The sequence below is a fragment of the Paramaledivibacter caminithermalis DSM 15212 genome (assembly GCF_900142245.1).
GTDB classification, from domain to species: Bacteria; Bacillota; Clostridia; order Peptostreptococcales; family Caminicellaceae; genus Paramaledivibacter; species Paramaledivibacter caminithermalis.
In genome coordinates this window covers 116,909-130,396 of the sequence record NZ_FRAG01000003.1, presented here as the reverse complement: position 1 = coordinate 130,396, position 13,488 = coordinate 116,909, and the positions used below count along the sequence as shown (strand labels likewise).

Annotated in this window: 12 protein-coding genes and 1 riboswitch; of the genes, 5 read left to right on the top strand and 7 right to left on the bottom strand. The window is 30.8% G+C overall.

The genetic code is table 11. The annotated features are described in order from the left end of the window. Positions 1-24 precede the first annotated feature (24 nt). Positions 25-894 carry a zinc dependent phospholipase C family protein gene (locus tag BUB36_RS02185; RefSeq protein WP_073146756.1) on the bottom strand — a complete coding sequence of 290 codons (870 nt, stop codon included), beginning with the start codon at positions 892-894 and terminating at the stop codon, positions 25-27. A 497-nt stretch (positions 895-1,391) separates the two neighbouring features. Here BUB36_RS02185 and BUB36_RS02180 point away from each other — a divergent pair, with 497 nt between their 5' ends. Further along, complete coding sequence (locus BUB36_RS02180) at positions 1,392-2,474, top strand: CapA family protein (protein ID WP_073146755.1); 1,083 nt, start codon at positions 1,392-1,394, stop codon at positions 2,472-2,474. A 99-nt stretch (positions 2,475-2,573) separates the two neighbouring features. On the opposite strand, the gene BUB36_RS02175 is transcribed toward BUB36_RS02180, so the two are convergent. Next, positions 2,574-2,924: a helix-turn-helix domain-containing protein gene (locus tag BUB36_RS02175; RefSeq protein ID WP_073146754.1), complete on the bottom strand. Its 351-nt coding sequence runs from the start codon at positions 2,922-2,924 to the stop codon at positions 2,574-2,576. Positions 2,925-3,089: 165 nt separating this feature from the next. Here BUB36_RS02175 and BUB36_RS19040 point away from each other — a divergent pair, with 165 nt between their 5' ends. Together BUB36_RS19040 and BUB36_RS02160 are read left to right on the top strand one after the other, a co-directional pair. Continuing rightward, positions 3,090-3,248: an aspartyl-phosphate phosphatase Spo0E family protein gene (locus BUB36_RS19040; protein WP_084111600.1), complete on the top strand. Its 159-nt coding sequence runs from the start codon at positions 3,090-3,092 to the stop codon at positions 3,246-3,248. A gap of 413 nt (positions 3,249-3,661) precedes the next feature. Then, positions 3,662-5,347 carry a glutamine--tRNA ligase/YqeY domain fusion protein gene (locus tag BUB36_RS02160; RefSeq protein ID WP_073146752.1) on the top strand — a complete coding sequence of 562 codons (1,686 nt, stop codon included), beginning with the start codon at positions 3,662-3,664 and terminating at the stop codon, positions 5,345-5,347. 293 nt (positions 5,348-5,640) lie between these two features. Here BUB36_RS02160 and BUB36_RS02155 read toward each other — a convergent pair whose 3' ends face one another. The 4 genes from BUB36_RS02155 to BUB36_RS02140 form a co-directional block, all read right to left on the bottom strand. Then, the gene (locus BUB36_RS02155; RefSeq protein ID WP_073146751.1) at positions 5,641-6,084 is read right to left on the bottom strand and encodes a DUF2680 domain-containing protein; all 444 of its coding nucleotides are present in this window, start codon (positions 6,082-6,084) and stop codon (positions 5,641-5,643) included. A gap of 487 nt (positions 6,085-6,571) precedes the next feature. Beyond that, positions 6,572-8,038 (bottom strand): sensor histidine kinase, encoded by a 1,467-nt coding sequence (locus tag BUB36_RS02150; protein WP_073146750.1) that lies wholly within the window; start codon positions 8,036-8,038, stop codon positions 6,572-6,574. Beyond that, positions 8,035-8,706, bottom strand: a complete 672-nt coding sequence (locus tag BUB36_RS02145; RefSeq protein ID WP_073146749.1) for a response regulator transcription factor — start codon at positions 8,704-8,706, stop codon at positions 8,035-8,037. The genes BUB36_RS02150 and BUB36_RS02145 overlap by 4 nt, the downstream gene beginning before the upstream one ends. A gap of 159 nt (positions 8,707-8,865) precedes the next feature. Continuing rightward, a complete protein-coding gene (locus BUB36_RS02140; protein ID WP_073146748.1) occupies positions 8,866-9,951 on the bottom strand; it encodes an HD-GYP domain-containing protein in 1,086 nt (361 codons plus the stop codon). Positions 9,952-10,214: 263 nt separating this feature from the next. Here BUB36_RS02140 and BUB36_RS02135 point away from each other — a divergent pair, with 263 nt between their 5' ends. Further along, on the top strand, positions 10,215-11,081 hold the full coding sequence (locus BUB36_RS02135) for a TIM barrel protein (RefSeq protein WP_073146747.1): 867 nt from the start codon (positions 10,215-10,217) through the stop codon (positions 11,079-11,081). A 238-nt stretch (positions 11,082-11,319) separates the two neighbouring features. Here BUB36_RS02135 and BUB36_RS02130 read toward each other — a convergent pair whose 3' ends face one another. Then, complete coding sequence (locus BUB36_RS02130) at positions 11,320-11,952, bottom strand: ECF transporter S component (protein WP_073146746.1); 633 nt, start codon at positions 11,950-11,952, stop codon at positions 11,320-11,322. An 83-nt stretch (positions 11,953-12,035) separates the two neighbouring features. Then, a riboswitch (FMN riboswitch) is annotated at positions 12,036-12,153 on the bottom strand. Between the two features lie 545 nt (positions 12,154-12,698). Between BUB36_RS02130 and BUB36_RS02125 the strand changes: the two genes are divergently transcribed. Beyond that, positions 12,699-13,478, top strand: coding sequence for a short-chain-enoyl-CoA hydratase (locus tag BUB36_RS02125; RefSeq protein ID WP_073146745.1), 780 nt, complete (start codon positions 12,699-12,701; stop codon positions 13,476-13,478). The last annotated feature ends 10 nt before the right edge of the window (positions 13,479-13,488 follow it).

Here is a 13,488-nt window from a genome sequence, read left to right as displayed (position 1 = left end):
AGATTTTAACAAGAAACTATTGCTTTACCCACTTATAGGTTTTCCAGAAAAAGAGATATCATGAAAGGCTGATTCTACAGCAGCTTTTTTAATTTCATCCTTTAGATAGGCAGCAGCTAGCTCTATGAGCTTAACTCCTTCACTAGCACCTTTCATTAATATGCTTTTAAATTCTAAAAATTCATCATTTGTCAGAATCTTATTATCCACATCGGTAGGATATATAAATATGGAAATATCCATAGGTATAAAAGTATTAAGCATATTTAGCCAAAATCTTTTGTAATTTTTAGGTGAATAGAATATATTAAAAACTTTTTTATAGTCCCTGTAAGAATCATTGATGGTGGAAGCTTCTAGATTTATGTTAAAAACCCTAGACACAATATTTTTATAATATTCTATTATGGAGGAAGGAAGCTTTTTACCTATGTTTATTTTAGATGATGGAGATATAAGATGAACCTTTTTGTCCCAATATTTTTTTATGAAATATGTATCTAGCTTCATTTCTAAGAGCTTATGTTCATAAAAGTTTTTTGTTCTGGCATTTATAAAAGGATGCTCATTTTTATCTATGGCATAGTGAACTATGAAGCCTGAAAAATAAGTAGCCAAGGTCATAAAATCTGTTCTATGCTGGTTTTTCTTTAGATAATCAATACTCTCTAAAAACAAGGTTTTTGTATGCTTTTCATGCATTATTGTTCCTATTTTAGGACCACGCTTATTCCTTATACAGGGTAAAAAATCATTATAAAAAAACATGTCAGGACCTTGGCAACCTAGATTAAAGGTCTTTCTATTATCTTCAAGCATCCTCTTCCAGTCTAAGTCCTTTAAGCTATTTAGAACAAATTCACCACCAAGAATATGAATCCAAAAATCAGGCATAGCATCGTCTCCTTATAAATATTAGAAGGTTATATCTGGATTATATTTGAAAAATAACAGTATTACAAGAAGAGATTTGATAATGAAGAAAATTGAGCTATATAGATTTAAGCTAAATAAAATAAAAGAAGCTATTAGTTCACTTGATATAAGGACACAAAAAATAATACACTCAAAATATATACAGAGTAAGCAATGATATATAGTGGCAAACAAAGAAAACTACAGTGAAAAGTGGGGTAAAAAAATTTCAATTGCAAAAGCAAATTCATATAAAAAAAAGATTATTAAAATGCTATAATGTAAAGTGGATATTAAAAAGATATTATAGATATTCCAGTAAAACAGTCAATTTATATATATCAAAAGTCCTCAAAAACTCTGGATATTTTAATATGTATAAATTAAGTTCTAATATTGGGAATCTATATGTTTGAGTAAATTGTATGACTTTGCAATTTACTCAATTATTGTATTAGCTACAGAAGGTGGTTTTTATGAAGTGCTTTGTAAAGGTGTTTGCGATTTCTTTTATATTTTTTGTGTTATTGTTTAGTGGTGTACTAATAGCAATATTTGAAAAAGTAGAAAAGGCAATAGAATCTCATGAAGCTGTAATCCTAGTGGATGGTAAAGAAGACGTGGAGGAAAAGAACAATACTATAAAGATATCCTTTGCTGGCGATTGTACTATTGGATATGATGAACGTTCTTCTTATGCTTATTCTTTGCCCTTTGTCCTTGAAAAACAGAATAATAATTATGGGTATTTTTTTGAAAAAGTTAAGCCTGTTTTCGAAAAAGATGATCTAACGATAGTAAATCTTGAAAATCCCTTTACTACCAGTATTAAAAGACGTGATAAACAATTTTGCTTCAAGGGAGAGCTATCCTATGCCAATATTTTAAGGGCAGGGAGTATCGAGATGGTTAATATAGCAAATAATCACATATATGATTATTCCAAGGAAGGCTTTTTGGATACTATACAAATCCTTAAAAATGCAAATATATACTATTCAGGAGAAAATTATATAGCATATTACGAAGTGAGAGATATAACCATTGCAAGCATAGGCTATCGTGGATGGTCGACCTATATAAAACCTAATGTTTCTAGGGACATAAAGAAAGCTAAAGAAAAGGCAGATATAGTTCTAGTCTCCTTCCATTGGGGAGATGAAAATAAAAATTATCCTAATGATGTTCAAAAAAATCTAGGGAGATTTGCTATTGATGAAGGAGCAGACATCGTTGTAGGCCATCATCCCCATGTAATACAGGGAATAGAGAAATACAAGGGCAAATATATCGTATATAGCTTAGGTAATTTTTGCTTTGGAGGCAATAAAAACCCAAGGGATAAGGATACATTTATTTTTCAAGGTGAGTTTACGGTCATAGACAAGAAAATTACAAAAATCCAAGGGAATATAATACCCTGTTCTATATCATCGGTAAATAACATTAACAATTATCAGCCTACTATTTTAGAGGGTGATGAAAAACAAAGAGTTTTAAATAGGATATACGATTATAGCAATAAGCTAAAATATGGGATATCTCCAAGGGAGATATAAAAAAGTGACTTGGGGACTGATTTATCTTACTCGTATTTCTTCCAATGAGCTAAGGGACTATCCCCAAGTGATATTTTGAAATCCATGAGAATAATTAATCTAAATATCCCTTTCAGATTTTGCCTTTGCTATAACCTGTATGAAAGATCTCAAAACATCCTCAACCATAGGAAGATATGTATTGGGTATATTACTTAAAATATCGCCTGCAAGGGTAGGAATATTATTGGTTCTTTCTCTTCCCATGAGAATATAATCTGCTGATATATTGAACCTGTCACAGATTTTATACAAAGTTACATAAGACATGCCTTTTTTTCCATTTTCGATTTCAGCAAGGAACTGTGGAGATATATTTATTTGTTCAGCAAACTCATCACGAGTCATACCAAAACGTTCACGCTGATTTCTTATACGCTTACCCATCTTTGCTGTCAATTCTTTCTGCATAGCATCACTCCTTATAGCATAATATTAACAATTGCTCTAAGCTTAATACATAAACTAATAGTTGAAATTTTTACTCTTTAAGCTTATAATATAAATAGGATATATTACCATATTTTAAATAATATAAAATAGCAGTAAAGCTTTAGTTAAGAAAGGATAAGTCAAGTGAAAAATATAAAGTATGATAAAAAAGCCATAAAGCATAAAATGGAAGAACTAAGATTAAGCTTAAATAGTGCATATGTAAAGCATGGGAATACTAAAGAAGTTGTAAAAATGAGTCAAGAGCTTGATAAATATATTTCAATTGCCCAAGGTAAATAAAAATTGTTGTATGGACAAAACATAGCAAGATGAATGACTAAAAGGAAAATTGGAGCTGTTTTAAATTATTGGATATAATTTAGACGGCATAAGCCACGGGGATAGTCCCTGTGGTTTTTACATTGGGATACATTTTTTCTTTGCATCAAGTATTATTATATACCTAATAGGAATAATATAGATATTCCAGTAAAACAGTTAATTTATACATATCAAAAATCCTTAAAAGCTTTGGATATTTTGATATGTATAAATTAAGTTTTACTATTGGAAATCTATATAATAAAAAATAGCAAGAAAATTTTTGTGAAGAGCCATTAGATTTTCCTGTGTTTTTATTTTGAAATTGATTATGTTTTATGGTAACATTATTAGATAATAATATAACCTTATATAAGCAAGGAGGTAGAGACATGTCGGCTAATTCAGATAAGGATAACAATATTCCCATGGCATCAAATTTTATCCATAATATAATAAATAAGGATTTAGAAGAAGGCGTATATGATAGAGTACATACTCGTTTCCCCCCAGAACCAAATGGATATTTACATATAGGCCATGCCAAGGCCATTAACATAGATTTTGGTACTGCTGAGAAATATGGAGGACTTTGCAACTTAAGATTTGATGATACAAATCCAAGTAAAGAAGATGTGGAATATGTAAATTCCATTCAAGAAGATATACGATGGCTTGGATACGATTGGGAAGACCGTATGTACTATGCTTCAGATTATTTTAATAAGTTTTATGAATATGCTGTTAAGCTGATAAAAAAGGGTAAGGCATATGTATGTGATCTTACTGCCGAAGAGATAAGGGAGTATAGGGGGACATTAACAGAGCCTGGAAAAGAAAGCCCCTATCGTAACCGTAGTGTAGAAGAAAACTTAGAGCTATTTGAAAAAATGAAAAATGGTGAATTTGAAGAAGGTTCAAGGGTACTAAGAGCTAAAATAGATATGACGTCACCTAATCTCAATATGCGTGATCCAGTTCTTTATAGAATACAGTATTCTACTCACCATAGAACAGGGGACGAGTGGTGCATTTATCCTATGTATGATTATGCCCATCCCCTTGAAGATGCTATAGAAGGTGTAACCCATTCCCTATGTTCATTGGAATTTGAAGACCATAGACCTTTGTACGATTGGGTTCTTAAGGAATGTGAATTTAAAAATCCACCAAAACAAATTGAATTTGCAAGGCTAAATCTTACTGGTACAGTTATGAGCAAGAGAAAACTTAGGGAGCTTGTAGAAGAAAATTATGTTGATGGCTGGGATGACCCACGTATGCCAACTCTATCGGCATTAAGAAGACGTGGATATACTCCAGAAGCCATAAAGGACTTTTTAGATCGGGTTGGTGTATCGAAGAGTAATAGCATAGTGGATATGGCAATGCTTGAACATTGCATAAGGGATGACCTTAAGCTAAAGGCTCCTAGGGTAATGGCAGTTCTTAATCCTCTTAAAGTAGTTATAACAAACTATCCAGAGGGTCAGATAGAATGGTTAGATGCCGATAATAATCCAGAGAATCCTGAAATGGGCATGAGAAAAATTCCATTTTCCAGGGTTGTATATATAGAGAAGGAAGACTTTATGGAAGAACCTCCTAAGAAATATAAAAGACTCTCTCCTGGTGTAGAGGTTAGACTAAGACATGCTTATTTTATAAAATGTGAAGAAGTAATAAAGGATGAAAAAACTGGAGAAATATTGGAACTAAGATGTACTTATGATCCACAGACTAAAAGTGGTACAGGTTTTAAGGAACGTAAACCAAAGGGTACTATTCATTGGGTTTCTGCTGAACATGGAGTTAAGGCTGAGGTTCGCTTATATGACCGCCTATTATTGGATGAAGAAAAGGAAGTAGAAGATTGGAAGGAAAATTTAAATCCCGATTCATTAAAGGTGTTAGGAAATGCCTTTGTAGAAGCTGGATTAAAGGATGCTGACCCAGGAAGCAGCTATCAATTCCTAAGGCATGGATATTTTTGTATTGATACTAAAGACTCTAAAAAGGATTTTTTAGTGATTAACAGAATAGTTCCTTTAAAGGACTCATGGAAGAAAAGGAAATAAATTTATAGCTATAATGATTAAATCCGAGGCTATTATACATACAATAAACCTCGGATTTATCTTTGCTAAGGAACTCAAACTTTTTTGCAAGAAATCGCATGTTTGAATTTAAGTAAATTCAAGTAACAGACAAGAAATGCAAACTATTACGGGTAAAATTTTAGAATCAGGAATTAAGATTTTTTAGACCTAAAAGAATGACCTTAAAACTTGGAACATGGAACTTGTAACTTGCAACTAAAATGCGCCCTAGGGGCGCATTTGTCTATACAAATAATATTAAGTGTTTTTACCTATTTTCTTCCAAAAGCATTTCCTCTTCCAACTCCACAGCCTCTGCCAAGACCTTTTCCTGATCCTTTTCCAGATCCTTTACCAAAGCCCATTCCATATTTTTGACCTAGACGTTGACTGCCTGTTCCATCGCACCCAGTTTCCATTAGCTTTAATATTTCATCAGCCTTTTCCTGAGTAAGTTCACCATTTTCCACCTTATCAGCAATTACCTGCTTTTTCATTTCCAGCATAGAAGTTTTAAACTTATCGTAAACTCCTGCTTCCTGAGCCAATTGGCCAAAGGTCTTATTATTACCTTTAAGCTCATATGCTTCCTCTACTGTTTTTCCAGTAAGATTACCATAGATTTCTGCTGGTGTTGAAATTGAATCTGCAAATGCAACTAAACCTACTGATAATACAATACCTGTAGCTAAAACTAAAGTTAATAACCTTTTCATAAAAAACTCTCCTTTCAAATTTTGTTTTTTATATAGATTTCCAATAGTAAAACTTAATTTATATATATCAAAATATCCAGAGCTTTTAAGGATTTTTGATATGTATAAATTAACTGTTTTACTGGAATATCTATATTTTATAGGTTAATTATAGCTATAGAATGTGACAACTATGTGACAGATAGATGTAAATTTAGATATATTAAACTTAATTTTCTATGAATCTATGTACAAGCTTTAATTACTAAATAAAAAAATCAATAAATATGCAGCAATCCACATATTCACTGATTTTTTTAACTTTGTGTTGATAAATATACTTGCCAACAAAGGTTATACACAATTATATAGGATTTACATAGTAAAACTTAATTTATACATGTGCAAATATGCAATGCCTCTGGGCATTTTGGACATGTATAAATTAAAGTCTTTACTTAAATTCCTATATAGGATTTACATAGTAAAACTTAATTTATGCATATCATTAAACCCATTTATCCATCTCAAACCAAAACATAACTTCATCATCAATATTAGATACGCCAAAGGAGTTGTTATGAAGATTTAAAATACTTTTTACAATAGAAAGACCAAGACCTGTTCCGCCATATTTTCTAGCTCTAGATTTATCTATCTTATAAAAGCTGTCCCATATTTTATCCATTTCCTCCTCAGGTATAGCTTTACCTGTATTAATTATCTCGATTTTGACCTTTTCAATATAATCTCTAATATTTATCTTTATGGTTTTTTTATCGTCAACATGATTTATAGCGTTATTTATCAAATTTACTATAACCTGTTCTATTCTAATTATATCGGCATATACCTTAAGTTTTTTATTATCACAATTTATTTGTAGAGTAATATTTCTTTCTTTAAGGATGGGCAAGTATTTATCTATGATCTTTTGGCTGAGTTTATAAATATTAAAGCTTTCTTTTTGGAGTTGATAATATCCAGCTTCTAGTTGAGACAAATTAAGTAAATCCTTAACCAATTTGTCCATTTTTTTTGCTTCATCGATTATTACATCACAATAGAAATTTTTACTTTCTTCATCTTCTATGACAGAATCCCTCAAACCTTCTGCATATCCTTGTATTAAAGAAATGGGGGTTTTAAGCTCATGGGAAACATTCGAAACAAATTCTTTCCTTGATTTTTCAAGCTCTCTTTCTTTTTCAATATCATCCATAAGCCTTTTATTTGCTCTATTAAGTTCAGATATAGAAGTATCAAGCTTATCGGAGAGGTAGTTGATAGTTTTTCCAAGTTGATTTATCTCATCGTCATTTTTGACCCTATATTTTTTACTAAAATCTAATTTTGCCATGCTTTTTGCCACTTTGTTAAGTTCTATTATAGGTTTAGTAAATATCTTAGAAAATATAAAAGCCAAAAAAGTTCCAGCCAAAAGAGATATTATTCCTATATAAATATGAAAGTCCTTAGCTACTTCTACACTTTCCTTAATTGAAGAAACAGGGGATTCCATGATTAATATATTTCCATTTATCAAAGGTGCGGCCAGTACAAGGGACATTGTATTAAATCTTGGATGGATATAGTATTCTAATATGGTTTCGCCACTTAAGACTTTATTAAGTCCCTTTTTAGTAAGCAAACTCATAGCTTTAGGGTTTCCTTTTCCTTTGCCTCCTCTGTGGGACATAAACATAGAACCATATATTTCTATGCCATTTTCGTTTAATATAGTTATATTTCCCCCAATTGAATCTTCAATGCTTTTTAAGGTGAAATCAATATCATTTACATTATTACTATACATAGTCTGAATTGCTTCAGCGTATTTGAATAAATTTTCCTGTTTCTTTTTAAAATAATAATCCTCTAAAAACTTAGTATTCAATACCCAAGAAAAACTGACTATTATTATGGAAAAGAGAGTGATGCCTATAAAAAGTTTTATACCTATGGAATTTTTCATTTTTTTACCTCGAATCTATAGCCAACCCCTCTTACTGTTTGGATAAAATCATTTTTATCTTTAAGCTTTATCCTTAGTCTTTTTATGTGGGTATCGACGGTTCTAAGATCTCCATAATAGTCATATCCCCATACTCCATCCAGTATCTGCTTTCGAGTCAAAGCTACGCCTTTATTTTCAGCCAAAAAGTAAAGCAATTCATATTCCTTAGGAGTCATTTCGATTTCTGTTCCTTCAAGGAACACTCTATGGCCATGGATATCGATTTCTAATCCATCATAGGACATCTTGTTTTCTTTTATAATGGATCTTTTTAATAAAGCATTTATCCTTGCTACTAAGATTTTGGGGCTAAAGGGCTTGGTTATATATTCATCAGCTCCAAGTTCAAATCCAAATAATTCATCGGATTCTTCACTTCTGGCGGTAAGCATAATAATAGGCTTATTAGAAGTTTTTCTAATTTCTCTGCATACCGTCCATCCATCGTATTTAGGCATCATAATATCTAATATAATTAAATCGATTTTATCTAAATTAAAAATTTCTATAGCTTTTTTACCATCTTCGGCTTCAATAACGCTGTAGCCTTCTTTTTTCAAATAATCAGATATTAATCTTCTCATTCTACTTTCATCTTCAACTATTAATATTGTAATATTATTCATTTTTTCCTCCCCAGCATTATTTTGCCAAACCAAAATCCAGTGCTAGAAGTGAATTTCAAACTATTACTAGTGAAATGTTGGAATTTATTTTATACATTTATGGAAAAATATTAAAATTTGCAATTTGAAACTATAAATTCACTATCATATGCCTCTGACTTAAAGTATTTTTTGTATATATATATCGGGTTCTTGACTTAAATCTAGAATAACATTATCTACTTGAACGATAGGTTTGGAAGGTATATGTTTATTGATAAATACAATTTTGGCTTCTTCACCTGTGGAAAGAAGACACCAGCTATCTAAGTAGCAATAAGCAATATTCCTTAGGAAAATCATTAGAAATTTTGTATCCAGTTTGCCAAGATATTCCTTTTCAAACCTGTGGATTACGTGAAATGGAGTAAATTTACTCCTATATGGACGATCGGAAGTCAAGGCATCGTATACATCTGCGATAGCTACAATTTTTGCATAGTCATTTATTTCATCATTCTTAGCCTTTAGGGGATATCCACTGCCATCATATCTTTCATGGTGCATAAGAATAGCCATTTTTATATTGTATGGGATATCTTGTTTTTCAACGATTTTAAATCCGTATACGGTATGTTTTTGCATAATTTCATACTCTGCCTCAGTTAACGGACCTGGTTTTGTCAAAATATCCTTATCAACTTTTATTTTACCAATATCATGTAACATACCTGCAACACATATATCCATAAGTTCTTTATGGCTAAAACAAAGCCATTGTCCAATTGTATGGCATATTAAAGAAACATTTATGCAGTGAGAATAAGTGTAGTCATCGAAGTTTTGAAGGCTATTAAGAAAACTGAATAATTTACTTTTATGCTTTACAATGTCTAACAAATCATTGCTAATTGAAAACAGCTGTGAAACATCAATATGCATACCATCACTAATATCCAACATCTGCTGCTTTAATGATAAGCTGTAGTCACCGTGGGATGATTCAAAGGATTTGAATTGTTGTATATCTTCTGGTGTTTTATATATAGTAGATATGTTGGATTTTTTTGAATTCAAATCTATAAGGGCTTCCCTTATAGGAACATTATTAATTTGATAAAGTCTTAATTTTTTTAGATGCTTTTCGTCTAATGTTGTATTGGCTCCTATTAACATCTGCCCCATATCAGTAAAAACATCTTGAGAGGTTACCATACCAGGAATGACATCATCAATTGCAACTATTTTAGTTTTATAATCTGACATAATATTCACCAACTTTTTAATGTATAATAAATAATAGAAATATATATAGATATATATAGAATTGTCGAATTTTTCTAACAATCATATAGTTATACAAAAATAATTATTTTCCTTCTAAAAAAAGGTAAAAACTTTCAAGAATAAAAAATAGTACTAAAGGACTATTAGGGTATTTAAGAAATATTATATCAAAAAATAAAAGACTTTTTTATAATGAAAAATTATATTATTATAAAAATATAATAAAAAAAGAGGAGTAGCTAATGAAAAATATAATTAATTTAGGCATTAACACTGTGAATATAAACATTCAAAAAGCTGTAGAGCTTGGTTTTGGTAGAGTAGAACTTTGTCTTGGTAAGGAAAAGTTCTATGCAGATAAGCTGTATAAGTTCTATGAAAAAGTAAATAGAGCTGAAAAATTAGATTTACCCTATAGTATTCATCTTCCTGTATATGTTGAGGAGTGGTATCCATATGATTATTTTTCGGCTTTTTTTATAGATGAAGATATAAATAAAAGGGAACTTTCCTTTAGATTATTGGAGTATAATTTAGAAAATCTAAGGGATTGCCGTCCTAGCTATTTTGTTCTACATTTTCCAGGAATATCCGAGGAATGGGAAAATCCTAAAGAGTTTTCAAAAATTCTTTGTGAGTCTCTAAATAGAATTAATGAAATTGCTAAAAAATATGATGCAAAAATAAACCTAGAATACTTTGGGTCAAATAAAAATTTTTGGGATTACAATAAATGGATTGAAAAGATAAGCAAATATAAAAATTTAGGAATATTAACGGATACAGGGCATCTATATTTTGCATCAATAATCTGTAAATTTGATTTTATAGAAGCTTTAAAAACATTATCTTCTAATTCAGATGCCTTTCATATATGGACAACAAAGGGAGATAAAGCATATCGTGAATGTAAATTCTATAAACAATATCATCATATAGGACCTCATATAGAGCAGATGAAGGCTGATGGATGGGCATTTGATACAAAGGAGGTAATTGAAATTATTGCTAAGCAGAATAAACCTATTATAATAGAGCCTTCTATTAAGTATAAAGGAAGTAAATATCTGATAGAAGGTATAAAAAGTGTAATAAAATATTTTCAATAAGTAAAGGACTAAGTAAAAACTTAGTCCTAGATTGTTGACAAAGTCAACAAGATAGCAGGCTTTTGACAAAGCTGAAGTTCGAGGCGTGCTGAAAAGGAGCAAGCGGAGCGTATACAGAAATACGTGAGCATTCTCCTTTGAAGCAACAACGAAGAAATTCGGGTTTGTCAACAGCCTGGGACTAAGTAAAAACTTAGTCCTTGGGTTAGGCTTTTTTAGATTATAATCTCAAGTAGCTTTAGTTGATTTTTCTAATCAACAAATGAGATATTTTTTTATAGATAAGTATAGTAAATATAGATATTATAATACCCTTTAAAAGATTAAAAGGAACTATAGCATAAATTATAAGGGTTTTTAAATCCTTTATAGCTGCATTAGCAGATGCACTCCATGCAATAATCTTATCTAAAGGCATTACCTTAGCATAAAAGGGTATTAGTATATAATAGTTTGCAAGACCGCCGACAATAGCCATTAAAATAGTGCCAAGTAACATTCCTAAAAGAGCAGTGGATTTTTTTCGATTTTTAGCATAAAAAATTCCAGATGGTATGATTAAGGAAGACCCAATTAAGAAATTTGCAAACTCTCCAACTCCACCTGTACTTGTTCTAGTAATTAGGTGAAGTAGATTTTTTATAAATTCTATTATAACCCCAGCTATAGGCCCAAGGGCAAAGGTTCCTATCAAAGCAGGCATATCACTTAAATCCATTTTAAGAAATCCAGGGAAGAAAGGAATGGGTGGATCTATAAGCATAAGAATATAGGATATTACCGATAACAAAGAAATTTTTACTAAAGAATTAGTAGAGTATAGGTGTTTTACATCAAATAAGTTATTTCTTTTAGAAATGGTTTTTTCCATGTATAGGATACCTCCTTTAATTTTCAAAAAATATTAAAGCCCTGAAGAAAACCTCAGGGCAATAAAGCAAAATCAACATAAAAAACTTTCTTCTTCCATCCAGACTATACTGTCGGCTCTGGAATTACACCAGATCAACCATATACATGGTTCGCGGGCTGTACCGCCGGTCGGGAATTGCACCCTGCCCTGAAGAAAATGTTTATTCAATTGATACTTAAACACTAACACTAAATTTAATATATGTCAAGACTATATTTGATAAAATAAAAAGTGTAGAAATAGGGGATAGAAGTATAATTAAAGAATATTTATTAACAAGAAAAAATGCTTAAATTTCTATGGCTGTTCATATAGAAAAAGTGAAAATAAAATGTACATGTAAATTATATAGACGCCTAATAAAAATAATTAGATTTTGGTCATATACAGTACTTAATTCAACTCTTAAACCGTAAAAGTCTAAAATAAGTGTTAAATAAGTTTACAAAAATATTTTAATCTCTTGGAGTTATAGAATAAATATTTTGGATTTTATAATAAATTTAGTAAGATAAAATTAGAAAAAAACATATAATTGAATATATATTATACTCTATAAGTTATGGATATAGGAGCTTTTGACAAGAAAATACTGTTGTAAGATTATAAAAATTATATTTGTGATAAAAATAATATCCTTACTTTAAAAACTTGGCACATAGTTTGCAAGGAAAATATTATGGATATGATAGAGGAGGGATAACATGGATTATAAAAATTTATTAATTAAAAAACAAGATGATGTAGCAATTTTAAGCTTTAATAGACCTAAAGTTTTAAATGCATTAAATACAGACGTTCTAATAGAATTAGAGCAGGCTATAGAAGAAATAAAAGAAGATGAAACTATTGATGTACTCATTATAACAGGAGAAGGTAAAGCCTTTGTAGCAGGAGCAGATATCTCTGAAATGAGAGATAAGACTGCAGAAGAAGGAAGAAACTTTGGGGAACTTGGAGCAAGGATATTTAGAAAAATAGAACTTATGGAAAAGCCAGTTATTGCAGCGGTGAATGGTTTTGCACTAGGTGGTGGCTGTGAGCTTGCCATGAGCTGCGATATAAGAATAGCAGGAGAAAAAGCAAAATTTGGGCAACCTGAGGTTGGATTAGGTATTACACCAGGTTTTGCAGGAACTCAAAGACTTCCTAGATTAGTAGGTTTAGCAAAGGCAAAGGAACTAATCTTTACTGGCGACATAATAGATGCTAAAGAAGCTGAAAAAATTGGACTTGTAAATAAAGTTGTATCTGGAGAAGAACTAATGGATGAAGCTTTAAAAATGGCAAAGAAAATTGCCTCAAATGGTCAAATCGCAGTTAAATATTCAAAAGCAGCCATAAATAGGGGGATTAACTGTGACTTTGATACTGCCAACGAAATAGAAAAGGACCTATTTGGATTATGCTTTGCAACCGAGGATCAAAAAGAAGGCATGACGGCATTTTTAGAAAAAAGAAAGCCTATGTTCAAGAAAAAATAAAGATTCAGTC

Excerpts from the sequence above, each read along its gene's own strand:
- BUB36_RS02125 (WP_073146745.1), top strand. The coding sequence starts at position 12,699 with ATGGATTATAAAAATTTATTAATTAAAAAACAAGATGATGTAGCAATT.
- BUB36_RS02130 (WP_073146746.1), bottom strand. The coding sequence starts at position 11,952 with ATGGAAAAAACCATTTCTAAAAGAAATAACTTATTTGATGTAAAACAC.
- BUB36_RS02150 (WP_073146750.1), bottom strand. The coding sequence starts at position 8,038 with ATGAAAAATTCCATAGGTATAAAACTTTTTATAGGCATCACTCTCTTT.
- BUB36_RS02145 (WP_073146749.1), bottom strand. The coding sequence starts at position 8,706 with ATGAATAATATTACAATATTAATAGTTGAAGATGAAAGTAGAATGAGA.
- BUB36_RS02140 (WP_073146748.1), bottom strand. The coding sequence starts at position 9,951 with ATGTCAGATTATAAAACTAAAATAGTTGCAATTGATGATGTCATTCCT.
- BUB36_RS02175 (WP_073146754.1), bottom strand. The coding sequence starts at position 2,924 with ATGCAGAAAGAATTGACAGCAAAGATGGGTAAGCGTATAAGAAATCAG.
- BUB36_RS02185 (WP_073146756.1), bottom strand. The coding sequence starts at position 894 with ATGCCTGATTTTTGGATTCATATTCTTGGTGGTGAATTTGTTCTAAAT.
- BUB36_RS02160 (WP_073146752.1), top strand. The coding sequence starts at position 3,662 with ATGTCGGCTAATTCAGATAAGGATAACAATATTCCCATGGCATCAAAT.
- BUB36_RS02155 (WP_073146751.1), bottom strand. The coding sequence starts at position 6,084 with ATGAAAAGGTTATTAACTTTAGTTTTAGCTACAGGTATTGTATTATCA.
- BUB36_RS02180 (WP_073146755.1), top strand. The coding sequence starts at position 1,392 with ATGAAGTGCTTTGTAAAGGTGTTTGCGATTTCTTTTATATTTTTTGTG.
- BUB36_RS02135 (WP_073146747.1), top strand. The coding sequence starts at position 10,215 with ATGAAAAATATAATTAATTTAGGCATTAACACTGTGAATATAAACATT.